Origin of the sequence: Pseudanabaena yagii GIHE-NHR1, assembly GCF_012863495.1 — a bacterium.
Lineage (GTDB): Bacteria > Cyanobacteriota > Cyanobacteriia > Pseudanabaenales > Pseudanabaenaceae > Pseudanabaena > Pseudanabaena yagii.
Genome location: NZ_JAAVJL010000005.1, coordinates 102397 through 119216 on the forward strand (window position 1 = coordinate 102397; position 16820 = coordinate 119216).

The following is a 16820-nucleotide window of genomic DNA, read 5'->3' on the forward strand; positions in this document are numbered from 1 at the left end:
CTATAAACCTTCAGCCCAAGCAGGGACAGTGGACTTGGGCGCATTAATTGCATCTTTGGCAGGTAAAGGAAAATACACTTGAAAGTAATCCTTACGCAAAGTGATCGCCGCATCCGTAATTGGTACTTGATGTCCTTTTTGCACTAACTTAAGCTTCAGCGCCTCCCATTTAGACTTGCTCTTATCAGCCCTCTCTGCATCAACTTTGGGGATTTTAATATGGCAACGCCGAGGCACATTTGCTTCCTTCTTAGAGCTATAGCCGGGGGAGATGAGAATACAATTACCTTGCGGTAACTTGAGAAAATCCTCTGGAGCAAATAGTTTGCGTGTACGTTCCTGATCCGATGTACTGCTGCTAGTCCTACCACCACCCGAACTACGGGACTTGGATTTGTATTTCAAATGCTCATCCCCTAAATAATCAGAGAAAATCTTCGCTGATTCAGGCTCAAGGGGATTGAAAATCGCCTTGGTTGCACAGCCACCAAAGATTGCTCTTGATACTTCCTTGCCATAGGTTTCTTCTAACTGAACGAGATTTTGGAAACCCAACATACAGGACAAGCCATCCTCACGGTGAACGTTCAGCCATTGGACAAGGCTCGGTAAATACAAAGTTGGCAACTCATCGATCGCTACTAGTAAAGGATCTTCGCGTTTAGTGGACACCACATTACGGGTAACAATCATATGCAAAACTGTTGCCAGCAATGGTGCAACTACATCCTGCTTTTCCCGCTTCATGCCGATAATCAGCAATTGCTTACCTTTCAAAGACCAATAATTATTAAGCGATCGCCTAAAAATCACGACTCACAGGAATAACGATCGCTTTGAGGAAATAGATTGTTGATGCGAGGTTTAGACGCTGGTTAGAGGCTATACTCTAATCTGACAATATTTTTTGGCTGTACTAGCGATCGCCTAGTACGAAGGATCAATGACGAACGGACAAAACAGAACCAACGGACAAAAGAAAAAATTAGATAAACAACTCTGGGATATTGCCGATACGCTGCGGGGCAAGATGAATCCCGATGAGTTTCGGGATTATTGCTTGGGGTTTATTTTTTATAAGTACCTGTCGGAGCGTCAGTATCTTTTTGCTAATGGTATTTTGGCGGAGGATAAGATTGATTTTTTGGGGCTTGATGAGTCGTCAGCAGAGGGTCAGGAATATTTAGAGGCTATTAAAGAGGAGTCGATCGCGGGGTTAGGTTATTTTCTGAAGCCGTCGGAGTTGTTTGGGGCTTTGGCAAAACGATCGCTGGGCAATAAGCAGACTGAGGAGATTGATAAGCTGACGGATGAGGATTTTGAAAAGAGTTCGGTATTCATTCTGGACGATCTAACTCAGGTGCTGAATAACATCGAGCGATCGACGATGGGAAAAGAGAGTGAGGAGGATTTCGATCATTTGTTTGAAGATTTGGATCTGACTTCGACGAAGTTGGGGCGGACTCCAAAGGCGAAGAATGCACTGATTGCCAAGATTTTGGTTCATTTGAATAAGATTGATTTTCGGTTGGAGGATAGCGAGAGTGATGTGCTGGGGGATGCCTATGAGTATTTGATTGGACAGTTTGCCAGTGGAGCAGGGAAGAAGGCGGGAGAGTTTTATACGCCGCAACAAGTTTCTAAGGTGTTGGCGAAAATTGTAACGACGGGAAAACGGCGGCTAAAGTCAGTATATGACCCGACTTGTGGATCGGGTTCGTTGTTGTTGCGGGTGGCGCGAGAGGTGGATGAAGTTGGGGATTATTACGGACAGGAGATGAACCGCACGACTTACAACCTTGCCAGAATGAATATGATTTTGCATGGAGTGCATTATCGGAATTTTGATTTGCGGCAAGAGGATACGCTGGAGCATCCGCAGCATGAGGGTATGCGGTTTGAGGCTGTGGTGGCGAATCCGCCTTTTTCGGCGCATTGGACTGCGAATAAGCTGTTTGAGTCAGACGATCGCTTTAGTCAGTATGGGAGGTTAGCGCCGAGTTCTAAGGCGGATTTTGCGTTTGTGCAGCATATGTTGCATCATTTGGATGAGAATGGAACGATGGCGGTGGTGTTGCCGCATGGGGTTTTGTTTCGGGGTGCGGCGGAGGGGGAGATCCGCAAGTATTTGATCAATGAGCGTAATTGGTTAGATGCGGTGATTGGTTTACCTGCGAATATTTTTTATGGGACGAGTATTCCAACTTGTGTGTTGGTGTTTAAGAAGTGTCGGGAGCATCCGCAGGATATTTTGTTTATTGATGCGAGCGCACATTTTGAGAAGGCGAAGAATCAGAATTTTTTGCGGGATGATGATGTGGAGAAAATTATTTCTACCTATCGGCAACGCTTACAGGAAGAAAAATATAGCTATTGTGCGCCGTTGGCGGAGATTGAAGAGAATGACTTTAATTTGAATATTCCGCGTTATGTGGATACGTTTGAGGAGGAGGAGGAGATTGATTTGGCGGCGATCGCTTTGGAGTTGAGATCGATGGATCGGGAGATGGAGGAAAATGATCGGGTGATTCGCGGGTTTTGTGAGGAGTTGGGGATTGAGGTTCCGTTATGAGTGAGCAAACACATCAAAAATATCCGCCATCGGTTCAGCATGGGATACCTCGTCTATCACCTGCTCAGAATGGATGGAAAAGCGTTGCAATCGGCAAGCTAGTGACGGAGATTGTTAGACCTGTAGAAATGGATGATAATGAAACATATACATTAGTCACGGCGAAACGATCGCGGGGTGGAATTGTTAAACGAGAAGAACTTAAAGGACGAGAAATTGCTGTAAAGAAACAGTTTGGCGTTGCACAAATGAAGGATGAATCAAGAAAAGGTGGGAATCGATTTGTACTTGAGATAATGAATTAACAGACGAATTGAATACCGCAACATTTGTTCAGATTTTGAATAACATAAAGTTTTGCGATGCAATCTGGCAAGATAATGTCTCAGTCTCGTATTTTCACCCTCAACTCTGGTCATGTAGGTTTTGCTAATAATTTGATCTTCCGAGTTGATAAACATTTTGTAGACACAGTAGCCATCGGTAACCCAGAAATAGCATTGCCAAACCTTAATCAATGTCCATAGAGGTTCAAAGGTTTTGCTACTCCTATCCCCTAATACCCAAGCCAAGATACCTTGGCTAAAATGATTCACCGCAGTCCATAGCCAAATCAAGTTTTTTTTGACCCAACAAAAGTCTGGAGTTCATCCAGTTCACCAACATCAGGAATAGTCTCAATCGGTGGATGTTCTGGTAATTGCTTGGCTGCTTCCTTAACCCAGTTGATGACTGAGTTGTGACTAACATCGGTACATCTCTCAATTTGTCTAAATCCCATGCCGTTGCAGTACATTTTTAGGCATATTTTTTTGACATCTTGGGAATATCCCAGCACTGAGTAATGATCAATGAACTGACGACCGCAATCAGCGCAAATATGATTTTGTTTGTCTCCTCGTTTCCCATTTTTACGAATATGTGTTAAACCACACTTTGGACATTTCATTGTTTTTCATTGCTTAAACTCGTTATCTTTAATATTTACTCATTCATCCCTCATTTATGCAACGCCAACAGTTTTATATCCAAGCGGGTGACTTCGTGATATCGAAGCGCCAAATAGTACATGGAGCTTGTGGATTTGTGCCTAAAGAGCTAGAAGGCTCAATAGTTTCTAATGAATATTTGGTTCTTAATTTTACAGATAAGATTATTCCTCAATTCTGGGATTTTCTCACACATACTATATATTTTCAACAAGTTTGCTTTCATTCTAGTATCGGCGTTCATGTTGAAAAAATGCTTTTTAACGTTTCACGGTGGTATCAGTGGAAAGTCAATATTCCTACCTTGAAAGAACAGGAAAAGATAGCGAGTTTTCTGGGGGCAGTAGATACCCGCCTCGCCCAACTGCGCCGCAAGCACGAACTCCTGCAAACCTATAAACGCGGCGTAATGCAGGAAATATTTTCTCAACAAATTCGATTTAAAGGCGACGACGGGAAGCCTTTTCCCAATTGGGAGGAAAAAAAGTTAGGAGAAGTAGCAACTTTTTCTAAGGGTAAAGGTATATCAAAAGAAAACTTGGATAATACAGGTAAATTAAAGTGTATTAGATATGCAGAACTGTATACCATGTATGGCGAAATAATAAATTATGTTTTTTCTAGGACTAATTTAGAGCCTGATGACTTGATTCTGAGCAAGGTAAATGATGTAATTATTCCGTCTTCTGGAGAAACAGCGATTGATATAGCAAAAGCTGCTTGTGTTTGCGTAGAAGGAGTCATACTAGGAGGTGATATAAACATTCTCAGAAGTAAGATGGATGGAAGATTTTTGGCGCATTATTTGAACCATTATAAAAAATATGAAATAGCTAGTGCAGCACAAGGGAATACCGTTGTTCATTTATATAGTTCTCACTTAAAAAATATTGAAATTGAAGTTCCAGACGAGAAAGAGCAGGGAAAAATAGCTGACTTTCTAATAGCAATTGACCAAAAAATTGAAGCCGTTGCCAAGCAAATTAATTTAACCGAACAATTCAAAAAAGGCTTGTTACAAAAAATGTTTGTATAGTGGAGTGTTATGGATAGCTTAGAAGCATTAGTAAAAAGACATATTAAAGAATTTCCTGATTTTCAATACTATGGTGCATTTGGTGAATTCATTAGTGCAATTGAAAGCTATCACCAAGATTTAAATATGGGAGTCAGCTCAGATTGCTGTAACTCCCTTCTTCAAAGCATTTGCAGAACCATTATCACCCAAATTGATTCAGTTGAAATAGACAAGCTAAACTCTATGAGAACTGACGAACTCATAAGGAAGGCTGTGAAGCTACTTCAAAAAAATGATGATGTCTATGAAAGGGACTTTGTGGTTCAGCTTGGAAAAACAGGAATATCCATTAATGGCATACGAAATAGCCGAGGCGAATTATCACATGGGAGGCATATACCAAAAGAACTAATTAACGATCAAGATTTATCTCGACTCTTAAGAGAAATTACCGAAAGCATATCCCGTTATCTAATCTCCTCATTGTTTAGTTTTAAATTAGAACAGATTAAAGAAGAACCTGAGATAGAAAAAGATTTAATTAGATATGAAGACAATCCAGAGTTTAACGAATTTCTAGATGAAGATTATCCCTATGAAGGAAAACTACTATATAGCCAAGCTTTATACACACTATACTATGAAGACTATACGATCAAGCTTCAAACCTTCTTGGATGAACAAGAACTATTAGACGAAGAGTAGGAACCCATGACTGAATCTGAGGCACAACTAGAACAAAACTTGATCGATCGCCTAACGGGACTCGGCTACGAACCCGTCACCATCCGCAATGCCGAAGATTTGCGAAACAACCTCAAAACCCAACTCGAAAAACATAATAAAACCCAACTCAGTCACGAAGAATTTAAGCGAGTCCTCAATCACCTCGACAAAGGCAATGTTTTCGATCGCGCCGAACGCCTCCGCGACAAAATGGAACTCATCCGCGATGATGGCACAGCCACTTATTTAGAATTTTTAAATATTGAACATTGGTGTCAAAACCAATACCAAGTCACCAACCAGATCGCCCAACAAGGCAAATACAAAAACCGCTACGACGTAACTTTATTAATCAACGGGCTTCCCCTAGTCCAAATCGAACTCAAACGCCGAGGACTCGATCTCAAAGAAGCCTTCAACCAAATCAACCGCTACCAACGCCACTCCTACGGCGCAGACTTTGGACTATTTCAATATGTGCAAATATTTGTCATCTCCAACGGTGTAGATACTCGCTACTACGCCAACAACCGCAAACAAGAATACAAACAAACCTTCTACTGGGCAGATGTAAAAAATAACCCAATCACCCAACTCGACGACTTTGCCACCGCCTTTCTGGAGAAATGCCACCTCTCCAAAATGATCTGCAAATACATCGTCCTGCACCAATCCGACAAAGTGCTGATGGTGCTGCGTCCCTACCAATATTACGCCGTCGAAGCGATCATTGAGCGTGTCAAAAACACCGACAAAAACGGCTACATCTGGCACACCACAGGCTCAGGCAAAACCCTCACCAGCTTCAAAGCAGCCCAAATCCTCACCGCACTCCCCAAAGTCCATAAAGTGCTGTTCGTAGTCGATCGCGCCGATCTCGATTACCAAACCAGCAAAGAATTCAACCACTTCAGCCCCGACTGCGTAGACACCACCGATAGCACCAGAGAACTCGTCAATCAGATGACAGGCGATAGCAATCTCATCGTCACCACCATCCAAAAACTGAATAACGCCATCCGTAACCCGCGCCATGAATCCGTCATGTCACTCCTACGAGATCAACGTATCGTCTTCATTTTCGATGAATGTCATCGCTCCCAATTTGGCGAAACCCACAAAAATATTGTCAAATTTTTCCCCAACGCCCAAATGTTCGGCTTCACTGGTACACCCATTTTCGCTGACAACTCCGCCAGCAATGCTTATGGCAAACGCACCACTAAAGATTTATTTGAAGAATGCTTGCATAGGTATGTGATCACCAATGCGATCGCCGATGAAAACGTGCTTAAATTCTCCGTTGAATATTGGGGGAAAATTAAGCGCAAAGACGGCAGCCTCATCACCGAACCCAAACTCGATCGCGAATTTTTTGAAAACCCTGATCGCATTTCCCTAATCGTTGATTGGATCATCGCCAACCATAACCGCAAAACCCACAATAAAAAATTCTCTGCGATCCTTTGCGTCAGTAATATTGATAGCTTACTAACTTATTACGAAACCTTTAAAAACAAACAAAAACAGGGTTTACATGACTTGCGAATCGTGACGATCTTCACCCCCAGCATTAACGAAGAGGACGACGACGCAAACGGCTTAATTGGTGAACCCGACTTTGATTTAAAAACTGATTTAAAAGCCAATTCCCACAGTCGCGACAAACTCACCGAATTTATCACCGATTACAATGCCCTCTATCAAACTCAACATTCTGCCAGAGACAGCAAAGCCTTTTATACCTACTACAAAGACATCTCTAAACGGATGAAAGACCGTGATCGGGAAAATGCTCAAGATAGCGAACGTGCTGATATTTTGTTAGTCGTCAATATGTTTCTCACGGGCTTCGATGTCAAAAAGCTCAACACACTTTATGTCGATAAAAATCTCCAGTATCACGGACTAATTCAAGCCTATTCCCGCACCAATCGCATTTTAGGCGAACTCAAATCCCAAGGCAATATCGTCTGCTTCCGCAACCTCAAAGACAACACCGATCAAGCCGTCGCTCTCTTTTCCGATCCTAACGCCAATGAAGAGATCTTTATCGAACCCTACGAACATTACATCGAAGAGTTTAACAAAGGCGTGCAGGAATTAAGAGCGATCGCCTCTATCCCCAACGATGTTAACAAACTCATCAGCGAAGACGACCAAGTTAAATTTGTCAAAGCCTTTCGTAATCTCATCCGTTTACTAAACGTTAGTAAATCCTTCACCGAGTTTGATTTTACTGCCCTCAACATGAACGAACAGACCTTTGATGATTATAAGAGCAAGTATCTCGACATCCACGACAAAACGCGATCGCGCAAAGAGGAAGAAGATAAATCTCTCATTGAAGAAGTTGATTTTGAACTAGAACTCATACAGCGCGATGAAATCAACGTCTCCTACATTCTCAAACTCCTAGCTGAACTCCGTCAAAACACCAAAACCACTGAAGAAGACTATCAGAAGAGAAAAGAGGCTATTCTCGAACTTGTTGGGCAAGAAGTCCAGTTACGCAGCAAACGCGATCTCATTGAAAAATTCATTGATGAGCGAATGCCCACAATTAAGCCAGAAGATGCGATCGCCACCGTATTTCAGAACTTCTGGAATCAAGAACGTATGGTCGCGATTCAGCAACTCTGCTCTAAGGAAAATTTAAAACCTGAAGCCGTCAACCAAATGATCGCCGACTACAAATTTACTGGCAAAGAACCGTTACGCGATACAGTTCTAAACGCCTGTAACGAAAAGCCCAAACTATTAGAGCGCAAAAAAATCTTTGATCGCGTTGTATCGCAATTCCTCGACATTATCAACAAATTCGATGACGCTCTTGGCGCATTTGAAGAGGAAGATAATAATAGCGATCGCCTTTAGCAGATAGGATTGTTTGCCACTACGCCCAGTTGGATATAGCTAGGGAAAAAGCGCACGAAGGTATAAATACCCGCGTCATCCAGCAGCCATTGCGAATAGATCGCCTCACGTTTCGGGAAGAACCGCTCCTCCGCATTCTGGGCAATCACCTCTCTGGGATATTTGAGGATGCTGACAAAGCTATCCACTGCCGAAGGTTGGATGCGACCGATTAATCTGGTGGATAGATTTTGCAGGATTTTTGGCGCAGAGGGAGATCTAGCGATCGTGTCGGGGTCTTGTGCGGAAATAATTACCTTGATTCCTGCTTTGGCTCCATTGGCACAGAGCCGCGCCACCATTTCTGAGATCGTGGGATATTCAAATAAAATTGGTGCTTCATCAATGAATAGGATGCTGGCAGGTGAGGATAAAGCGCGTCTTAGGGCGGCGGAATATGCTGATAAAGCTAAAATCGCCGCATCCTCTGCTTCCGATAGGTTTCGTAGGGCAAACACCAACAATCTCGCATCACTACGAAAAGTGGATGGACGGGAAATGGCGCGACCGATTCGGGAATTAAGCCAAAATCGCAGTTGAATCACAATTTGATTCGTCGCCTGATCGATCTGTTCGCTATCGGCAACATCGGAGGTAATATTCGCTTTGCCCTCTGTCAGAAAGTAATCGAGAAAATCCGACAGTGTGGGCATATTGCTCCATGCTTCTGTACCGAATCCATCAGCGATCGCTTTGTCATATCGAGCTTTAATTTGCAGATCGTCAAAAAAAGCATTGACCACAGGCACTAACAAAGCCCTGATCAATTGCCGCAGTTGCCTTTCCGATGAGGAGAGGTCATGCTGACTTGCCCCGAACACCATTGTCATCAGCGCCGATTCCACAAAGGATTTGAAATCTCGCAGCCGTTCCTCTGCTTGTTCAGTATCGAAAGCACGTAGATCTGGTAATTCCAGCAAATTCGATGACTCTTTACTAATGTCGAAATAGGCTCCCAATTCGCCAATGAAATGGGTATAGTCCGTAAACGTACTCGTGCCATCAGGTTTTGGGAAATCGAGAGCCACAATTTGCTGTTCTTGGCATAGGGCTTGAGACAAAATCGCCGATACCAATACCGACTTACCTGCACGGGTGGTTGCAAAAATACCAATATTGCGATGCTTTCGCACGTCGATATATAAAGGCATTCCACCTTCTTCGGTAATCAGTTCAAAGCCAGTCTCATCGACCGATCTGGGCATCACACAACCAGTAAAAGCAACTGCCTCATCAGACAAATAAACATGACGACGGGGGAAGGGTTGAGCTAGCAAATTACCCACAGTCACTGGTAGAGTTTGTTTCCACATTAGCCATGCATATTCAGTTTCGCGTTCTACCCATGCAGGACGTTGGAAGCAACTGCAAAAATAGCGACAAGCATCATCAAGAGCAATCAAATTAGGACGACGAATTAAGACAGCTACCGCCACGTTAATGGGCATGGCTCCCTCATAAAGAGCTTCTTGAGCCTTGACTGCTTTTTGCTGTTTTAGCGACGCATTGACGTTGATGTTATTCAAGGAAGCAGACTGCTCTTGCGAGACAATGCTTTGCTTCGTAACCCGTTGCATATTCGCTTTGACAATGGTTTCATTGGCTCTTGTGAACTGACAAAATACTTCCGTATTTGCCACTGAGTCACGGGCGATCGCCTCCCAGAGATAGCGCATCTGTTTACCCTTGGATACCCAACCCCCTGGTTTATCCATGAAGGTGAGTACGCCGATATATTCACCCTTGAGATGCACGAAACCATTGTCGGCAAAGGGAATCGAATCGGGACGCTCTAGCAATAATGTTTTCAGATGCACCTGCGTATTGATGCGCTCTTCCACACCACGCTCAGACATCACCAACAATTGGGGAATCGCAGGTGGGTTGCTGCTGTTAAATTGCCGCCAGAGATGCTCCCAGAGTTCATGCTCAGTCAAGGGACGCAGGTCTAAACCCATGCGATTAACCAGAATTTGTTCCCAGTTCAAGAAGCCATCGGTAAATGCCTTGGCAAAGGCAATCTCATGACGCTCCTGCTCGATTTCCTTTTCTTGACCCATCAATTGCTGCGATAGCCTCTGTATCCAAGCCAGTGCTTTTTCCAGCACATCATTACCTCCAGTCGTGGAACCACGTAGGGTATAAGTGGCATAGAGTCTCAAGAACTTTGGTTTGCGTAGTCCTGACTTTGCTAACTCCTGTACCCTTTGCTTTTCACCCATCACTAGAAACTTGAGCTGCGGCGTATCCGCTTGTTCGTAGAGTTCTTGCAATTGATTTTGGCGATCGCTGTCGGAGCTAACCGAACCAAAATGTACCGTCAGCTTTTCGCCGTCAGGAATATCTTTTAACCCTGACTGAATCGCTTCAAAGAGCGATTCCTCCTGCTCAGTTGATAGCGTTGTGTGAATCCCCTTCGACTCCCAGCCAAATACAAACTGCAATGACTCTAATGACGATTGACCTTGCTTGAGCAAAAAGCAACTGACAGCACGACCGCGTAGCTCGAACTTGAGCAGACATTCTACGGCTAGCTCTTTTTCAAAATGGCGATATCTTTTCTGCTTAACGCTCTGCATATTTCTTTGCCTCCTGCTTACGCATCCCCCTGTACTGATAAACGCCTCGCGTCCATCGCGGCACAGGGATAAACTTTGATAAAAATCGATAGGGTTTTGAACCTGTCAAGATCCACCATGTCGCATCACCCCAAGCCACAATTAGCAATACCCACAACCAAGGCAGATTCAGCACCACATAGCAAATCATGAATATGGTAAAACTGATGATTGCCCAAGGAATAATTAACTCAGTGGGAAAAGGACCAATCTTAGGACTTGCACCCAGAATGGCATTGACCTTACGGAATTTGTACTCTTCTGCCATAGCTTTAGGCTGCACCTGTGATAATGCCTGCCAAAATGTCGCCCATCGTCACCGTCACTACCAAAATCAACGGAGTTCTCGCCATTTGCTGCCAATCATCATCATTTCTGGCTGATTGAATCACCTTCACCAGTCCAATGCCTAGATAGATCACAAACAAGGCTCGCAACACGTTGAAGATTAGGGCAACCAGTCCTGTGTTTATTCCAGGAATTGCACTGGTCATCCATGTCTGGGTTTTATTAAAAAACTGGGCTTGGGCTGGCTCCACTGTAAAAATCAACAGTAAACCAATCAGGAAGCCAATGGCTATGCCCAGTAATAAAACGGGACTGTATTTGTAATGCCGAATCAGTTGCTCGAATTTGCCATAGAGCATCAGCAATACTTTCGGGAAGGCTAACAGTAAGCCAATCAAGGCAAGTAGTGCCGTGAGATACATCCCTTTAGAGCAAGTAAAGGTGATGACAATTCCCACAATCGCAGCCGTTAAAGCGGCTAATTGGGGATTTTGGATTTGGTTGAGGAAGTTGCTGCGGTGGGGACTATGGGTAATTCTCATAGGATGACTTAGATAGGTTTTCATAGTGTTTCGCTACAGGAGCTATAGGTAAGTAACAAGGTAATCTCCTTGCCTTTGGAGCTCTGCTTTTAAGAGCATTCTGATCTCTAATTCTTTTTCCGTCAAGAATCGAATCCTATATCCACAGTCAATTTAGGCTGTATTTGAAACATCATGATCGCCGCCGCCGATCTGCTAAGGCATCGTTTAAGCCACCTTGCAGATATTGCTTCCGCAATCGCCAGAGACGAGTTCTTTTAACCCGCAGCACTCGCATTACTTCGGAGATATCTACACCGTCATGTAAGGCTAGTAATACCTGTGCGCGATTGATCGTTGAGGCATGGCTATGACCTCTCAAGCAAAGAGCTACACAGTGACGATAATCGGCTATGGTGAGGGTGATTTTTAGTCTTTCCATGTTTCAAATAACATTTTGTAAAGTTTGGCTCAAAGTCTACTTGTTTAGCTGATATCAATGAATCTAAGTTAAGTTTTTAGGTATTCTGGAATACTATTCATTGCTTTGTCGGACAATTATTTGTTAATTTCTTTGACTAAAATGTTTTATGTAATTATGTCCTTTGACAATGAATAAATCATTCTCAAGAGTGTTTGAGAACTTTCACCAATCCATTACTTATCATCTTCTCAATTTCGATTTACATAAGGTTTTCAATTAGATGATTGAAGTATTTCATTGGGACTATTCTGATTTTCCCATAGCTACTAATAGAAATGGGGCTAAGAAAAAGTTAAAAAATTCTAAAAGTTAGTGATGCCGATCACCCATTCATTAGTAAGCGATACTTGTAAAGTAGTTCACACAATAGAGATAATATTTCATGGCAGGAGATTTGAAAGGGAAAGTTGCATTAGTAACAGGCGCATCAAGGGGAATTGGTAAAGGTATTGCCATTGCTTTGGGTGAAGCGGGTGCATTGGTTTATATCACGGGACGTAGTGTTCAAGTTGATGATTCTACAGGTTCTATTTTGGGTAGTTTATTAGAGACGCAATCCGCAGTCGAAAAAGCAGGCGGAACCTGTATTGCTGTTTCCGTTGATCATCGTGATGATGAACAAATTAAGACTCTATTTGAGCAAATCGATCGCGAACAAAATGGACAATTAGATCTCTTGGTGAATAATGCTTATGGTGGTGTGCGATCGCTAATTGCTGCCAATGGTAAACCATTTTGGGAAGCAGATCTCAGTCTTTGGGATGCTTGCAATCAAGTCGGTTTGCGAAGTCATTATGTGGCAAGTCATTTTGCTGCAAAGATGATGAACCAAAGCAAACAAGGCTTATCGTGACGATTTCTTCTTGGGGTGGATTGGCTCCAATCTTTGGCGTTGCCTATGGTACTGGTAAATATGCTTGCGATCGCCTTGCGGCTGAGATGGCGATCGAACTCAAGCCCTTTAATGTTGCTTCGATTTCACTTTGGCCGGGGATTGTCGGTACTGAGCAGTTTCACCAGTTGGCTGATGACAACCTTGAGGATAATGAGAGTAATCTTGGTGTTGCAGCGATCGCGGATAAGTTTAATTGGGAAACTCCTTTATTTGTGGGTAGAGTAATTGCTGCGCTATGTAATGATTCAGCCCTGATGCGGCGAACTGGTAAAGTTCAGATTGTGGCAGAACTGGCTGCGAACTATGGAATAGTTGATGAATATCAATATCTTCCTGTTTCTTTACGCTCTCTCAGGTTTTTATTAGCACAAGGTTTACCAATGATTAAAAGCAAAGCTAAGTTCATTCCCGATCTGCGAGTACCTTGGTGGATTCTAGTGCTAACTGTTCTCAAGTCTCCCAAAATTTGAAGATGATTCTAAATAATGGGATGGCTACTTTACAGTCCATTACCAATCAAGATAAAGGCCGATCAATAGAAGGGATGAGAGCGTATTAACGGGTACTGTTCCTACAGTAATGTAAGTATTGATTCCAAAGGTTTCTGCTCCTACGAAGCTACTAATGGTATTAAGAAAAATCTTGGTGTGGATTCTCGGCACTGGTCATTGAAATAGTGGTATGAGAAAATAGAGGCAGAGTCAAGGAGAAAGCTATGGAATGTCCCCACTGCCAAAGTGAAAAGATTATCAAAAACGGCAAACATCACCACCAAGATGGCAAAGCCATCCAGAACTATTTGTGTAAAGGATGCGGCAAGAGATTTAGCGAAAGGACAGGAACACCAATGTCAAGACTGAGAACACCAGCAAGTGTAGTGTCCCTAGCAATGAAGATGAGGAGTGAAGGGATGGGAATCAGAGCCAGAGGGAGAGTACTGGAAAAATCCCATGTCAGCATCATGAGATGGGAGCAAAAATTGGCAGCACAGTCACAGCAATGGAGTCCATCCGCCCCAGCAGGAGGAGATATTACAATAGAAGGAGATGAAGTCTATACTCGCGTTGGCGAGAACCATTCGACTGGCGCTCACGGCAAGCCTTCCCCCCAGTGAACCTAAAGGATGGACAGTAACATTCATCGAACGCAACAGTCGTTATTGGATTGAAGCAAAGGCAGGACTCAAAAATACTGAGCTATTTACGAAAGCAACGAAAACAGCATGGCAATGGGCAAAGACGAATCAATATATCCGATGGTTTACGGATGGAGAAAGACGTTATGCCCAACAACTGTGGCAAATGGCAAGTGTATACCTCAAATCCACCGAAGTAAGCCGTGAGTATGGACATCGGAAGGTATGGAGACATGGATTGGAGGTTGCCATCAAAATCAAGGGTTCACAGGGCAATCATCGTGTCGAATGGGTAAAACCAGTACATCCTTATACTGCTATTAGCAACAAGAGTGACGTTCATGCTAATCATAATGAAGCTAATATAATAACAGTGCTTTGAGAAGAAGGTGTAGCGCTTATCGTCGTAGACAAAACCTGTATGCTAAGAATAATGAGGGATTGCAACGAGCAGTTACAGTACAACGATTAGTTCTCAACTGGGTAAGACCTCATGTGAGCTTAGGGAAGAACAAGACCCCAGTTATGGCGATCGGGCTATATCATCGACCGCTTTCTATGCTGGAATTACTATCCTCAAGAGGCTTTCACTCCCTCACGATTTAACTGCCCAGTGCCGTGTTTTGAGTGAAGTAGGCACAGGAACCAATTTAAAGTTAAGCTTCATTACACAACTATATCCCAAAATCCTAAGAATTTGTTGCTAGATGTATCTACGGATGAAAGCTTAAGCATAGACAAATTCATCGAACCTCTAATAATTTTACTCTTAGAAAAGAAGACATGTGATTTTTTTTACAGTTGCATCCTACTTAGAAGCTAGACAATATTAAAGTTATCACTTATTCCGATGATCATCAACAAGTGATGGATATCATCACGCGCATTCGTCCAGATGTAGTAATTATCAATCTGGAAATACAGGATATTAATGACTTAGAAATAATTAAGCAAATTCGTTTACAGGATTACTCAGATATCCCAGTAATCGCTCTATCAAGTCCTAGCGATCACGAACATTACTTAAATCAAGGAGTTGATAGATGTTTAGTCAAGCCATTTAAGATTAAGAAATTATTTCAAACAATCCAATCTCTTTTAGAGAAATAAATGCAAAAATATATTCATATAATTGAGTAGTATTTAATCTATATTTTTATGACCATAAAAATATAGATTAAATACTTGTTGGGTATACGAACTTTTTGCGGTTAACCAAGCAAAAACGCACTAACCTGAAATCTGTCTGTTTATAATGTTTTATATTAATCAATAAAATATATTGCTAATCTTTGGATTTATGTGATACATTTTAAAATAAGGGAATAGAAATATAAGCTTAGATAATTTTAGTCTTTTGAGTGCAGATTTGTAATCATAAATCCTAACTAGTTGGGACTAAATACATAGGAGGTAGACTTTGATCATTATTTGGTTTAATCGAAATCTTCCTGCCTAATAATCGTAATTGTATTCAAATCTTTTTAGTATATTTTACCTAATCAGTCTATAGAGTCTAGTGTAAATATTACTAAAGAATCTCATATTATCGAGTTTATGAACTTTATTTCTACCAATGAAACAATTTGATACTATAGCTTCATCAATATGAAACTGTTAAGTCAGAGACGCAAGTATGGCACAAGCACATTAAAATTTATATGGTTATTCATATTCAGTCTGTTTTTCACAAACATGAGATTGAATGACATTGCTCAAGCAACAAATAATGATATATTTCCTTCTCAAACCTGCCAGCAATTAGCCAGCGATCGCTATGCGGTTTTCATAGATCGACCTGTCAATCAACTACCACGATTACCAGAATTTATAGCGACTTCAGTTTCTCCATGTCGTTATTTCACGACTTCAATGACTTATTTAGGAAGTTTTGAGGATGTCAATGCATCTATATACCTTGTTAGTCAAATCCGCAAAATGGGGCTAGATGCAGTTATTCATTCTTTCTCAAGTAAAAATAGTGAGATTGCTAAAAGTTTTCGAGCAAATGCTCTACTGGTCGAAGTCAATGCAAATCCCGCCCTTGATATTCAACAAGTGAGAATGTTGACTGGGAAATCATCTTTTTGGGCAATTTTTAATAATCGCTATGTAATTCTGTCTGCCCCATTATCTAGTCAACAGACTGCAAATATTCTTGCAAATAATTTACGTAGTCAAGGTTTTGCTGTGCAATCAATAGATGCTAATTGGATTTCAGATTCTAATCCTTTAATAAATACTAATTCAGATTTGTCTAATCGATTAGTTGCTCGGTCTTCTACTAAAACACAAAAAGTCTATCAAGTTCTCATTCCGTTAGAACACAATAAAAATCTTAAACAATCTAATAATATTATTAATTCTGATTCTTTTCAAAAAATCGTTGGAGGTCGATATTATCTTCAAGTTCGTTCTTATAGAGATTTAGGTAATGCTATTCGCGAAAGAGAGCGTCTTAATAAAAATTTTTCTGGAGTAGTTATTATGTTGGGTAGTGATGCAAAGTAAAGGTTAATCCTTAAACTAAGTATTGTAATAATGTACTGCAAAGAATGCAAGGTAGATTGTGTAAAGTCTAGAAACTTTATGTGAAGTCTATCCTTAAAGAGGATGATAAAACAATCTACTAATAAAAAATAATGAAGATGCGGGTTT

The 16820-nt window shown here is 41.8% G+C and carries 13 protein-coding genes and 2 pseudogenes; 9 read left to right on the forward strand and 6 right to left on the reverse strand.

Features of this window, described 5'->3' with window-relative positions:
* Complete coding sequence (locus HC246_RS24415; protein WP_225903110.1) at positions 1 to 777, reverse strand: type IV secretory system conjugative DNA transfer family protein; 777 nt, start codon at positions 775 to 777, stop codon at positions 1 to 3.
* Positions 778 to 943: 166 nt separating this feature from the next.
* Here HC246_RS24415 and HC246_RS24420 point away from each other — a divergent pair, with 166 nt between their 5' ends.
* Both HC246_RS24420 and HC246_RS24425 read left to right on the forward strand, forming a co-directional pair.
* Positions 944 to 2572, forward strand: a complete 1629-nt coding sequence (locus HC246_RS24420) for a type I restriction-modification system subunit M (RefSeq protein ID WP_169366028.1) — start codon at positions 944 to 946, stop codon at positions 2570 to 2572.
* Entirely contained in the window at positions 2569 to 2877 is a 309-nt protein-coding gene (locus HC246_RS24425; RefSeq protein WP_169366029.1) for a hypothetical protein, read from the forward strand. Before HC246_RS24420 ends, HC246_RS24425 begins: the two co-directional genes overlap by 4 nt.
* On the opposite strand, the gene HC246_RS24430 is transcribed toward HC246_RS24425, so the two are convergent.
* Positions 2833 to 3521, reverse strand: a protein-coding gene (locus tag HC246_RS24430; protein WP_169366030.1) for an IS1 family transposase whose coding sequence is annotated in 2 segments (ribosomal slippage) — positions 2833 to 3186 and positions 3189 to 3521 — 687 coding nt in all. Because the reading frame shifts where the segments join, the coding sequence is not laid out codon by codon here. The genes HC246_RS24425 and HC246_RS24430 overlap by 45 nt on opposite strands.
* A gap of 56 nt (positions 3522 to 3577) precedes the next feature.
* On the opposite strand from HC246_RS24430, the gene HC246_RS24435 reads away from it, so the two are divergent.
* The 3 genes from HC246_RS24435 to HC246_RS24445 are packed head-to-tail and all read left to right on the forward strand — an operon-like array spanning position 3578 to position 8182.
* Complete coding sequence (locus tag HC246_RS24435; RefSeq protein WP_169366031.1) at positions 3578 to 4597, forward strand: restriction endonuclease subunit S; 1020 nt, start codon at positions 3578 to 3580, stop codon at positions 4595 to 4597.
* A 9-nt stretch (positions 4598 to 4606) separates the two neighbouring features.
* Positions 4607 to 5284, forward strand: coding sequence for a hypothetical protein (locus tag HC246_RS24440; protein WP_169366032.1), 678 nt, complete (start codon positions 4607 to 4609; stop codon positions 5282 to 5284).
* A 6-nt stretch (positions 5285 to 5290) separates the two neighbouring features.
* The gene (locus tag HC246_RS24445; RefSeq protein WP_169366033.1) at positions 5291 to 8182 is read left to right on the forward strand and encodes a type I restriction endonuclease subunit R; all 2892 of its coding nucleotides are present in this window, start codon (positions 5291 to 5293) and stop codon (positions 8180 to 8182) included.
* Here the strand turns inward: HC246_RS24445 and HC246_RS24450 are convergent.
* The 4 genes from HC246_RS24450 to HC246_RS24465 form a co-directional block, all read right to left on the reverse strand.
* Complete coding sequence (locus HC246_RS24450) at positions 8179 to 10800, reverse strand: hypothetical protein (RefSeq protein ID WP_211167951.1); 2622 nt, start codon at positions 10798 to 10800, stop codon at positions 8179 to 8181. The two genes, HC246_RS24445 and HC246_RS24450, sit on opposite strands and share 4 nt — an antisense overlap.
* The gene (locus HC246_RS24455) at positions 10787 to 11107 is read right to left on the reverse strand and encodes a hypothetical protein (protein ID WP_169366034.1); all 321 of its coding nucleotides are present in this window, start codon (positions 11105 to 11107) and stop codon (positions 10787 to 10789) included. Before HC246_RS24455 ends, HC246_RS24450 begins: the two co-directional genes overlap by 14 nt.
* A 4-nt stretch (positions 11108 to 11111) precedes the next feature.
* On the reverse strand, positions 11112 to 11693 hold the full coding sequence (locus tag HC246_RS24460) for a hypothetical protein (RefSeq protein WP_169366035.1): 582 nt from the start codon (positions 11691 to 11693) through the stop codon (positions 11112 to 11114).
* 148 nt (positions 11694 to 11841) lie between these two features.
* Positions 11842 to 12090 carry a helix-turn-helix domain-containing protein gene (locus HC246_RS24465; protein WP_169366036.1) on the reverse strand — a complete coding sequence of 83 codons (249 nt, stop codon included), beginning with the start codon at positions 12088 to 12090 and terminating at the stop codon, positions 11842 to 11844.
* 424 nt (positions 12091 to 12514) lie between these two features.
* Here HC246_RS24465 and HC246_RS26145 point away from each other — a divergent pair.
* The 4 genes and pseudogenes from HC246_RS26145 (at position 12515) to HC246_RS24490 (ending at position 16673) form a co-directional block, all read left to right on the forward strand.
* A pseudogene (locus HC246_RS26145) lies at positions 12515 to 13497 on the forward strand (SDR family NAD(P)-dependent oxidoreductase).
* A 245-nt stretch (positions 13498 to 13742) separates the two neighbouring features.
* Positions 13743 to 14768 (forward strand): annotated as a pseudogene (locus HC246_RS24480) (IS1/IS1595 family N-terminal zinc-binding domain-containing protein).
* Positions 14769 to 14999: 231 nt separating this feature from the next.
* Positions 15000 to 15272, forward strand: a complete 273-nt coding sequence (locus tag HC246_RS24485) for a response regulator (protein ID WP_318656004.1) — start codon at positions 15000 to 15002, stop codon at positions 15270 to 15272.
* 585 nt (positions 15273 to 15857) lie between these two features.
* Positions 15858 to 16673: a hypothetical protein gene (locus tag HC246_RS24490; RefSeq protein ID WP_169366040.1), complete on the forward strand. Its 816-nt coding sequence runs from the start codon at positions 15858 to 15860 to the stop codon at positions 16671 to 16673.
* Positions 16674 to 16820: the final 147 nt, after the last annotated feature.

Bases quoted from the DNA above. Each gene is read 5' to 3' on its own strand.
- HC246_RS24460 (WP_169366035.1), bottom strand. From the start codon at position 11,693: ATGAAAACCTATCTAAGTCATCCTATGAGAATTACCCATAGTCCCCAC.
- HC246_RS24490 (WP_169366040.1), top strand. From the start codon at position 15,858: ATGAGATTGAATGACATTGCTCAAGCAACAAATAATGATATATTTCCT.
- HC246_RS24455 (WP_169366034.1), bottom strand. From the start codon at position 11,107: ATGGCAGAAGAGTACAAATTCCGTAAGGTCAATGCCATTCTGGGTGCA.
- HC246_RS24440 (WP_169366032.1), top strand. From the start codon at position 4,607: ATGGATAGCTTAGAAGCATTAGTAAAAAGACATATTAAAGAATTTCCT.
- HC246_RS24420 (WP_169366028.1), top strand. From the start codon at position 944: ATGACGAACGGACAAAACAGAACCAACGGACAAAAGAAAAAATTAGAT.
- HC246_RS24435 (WP_169366031.1), top strand. From the start codon at position 3,578: ATGCAACGCCAACAGTTTTATATCCAAGCGGGTGACTTCGTGATATCG.
- HC246_RS24465 (WP_169366036.1), bottom strand. From the start codon at position 12,090: ATGGAAAGACTAAAAATCACCCTCACCATAGCCGATTATCGTCACTGT.
- HC246_RS24425 (WP_169366029.1), top strand. From the start codon at position 2,569: ATGAGTGAGCAAACACATCAAAAATATCCGCCATCGGTTCAGCATGGG.
- HC246_RS24445 (WP_169366033.1), top strand. From the start codon at position 5,291: ATGACTGAATCTGAGGCACAACTAGAACAAAACTTGATCGATCGCCTA.
- HC246_RS24450 (WP_211167951.1), bottom strand. From the start codon at position 10,800: ATGCAGAGCGTTAAGCAGAAAAGATATCGCCATTTTGAAAAAGAGCTA.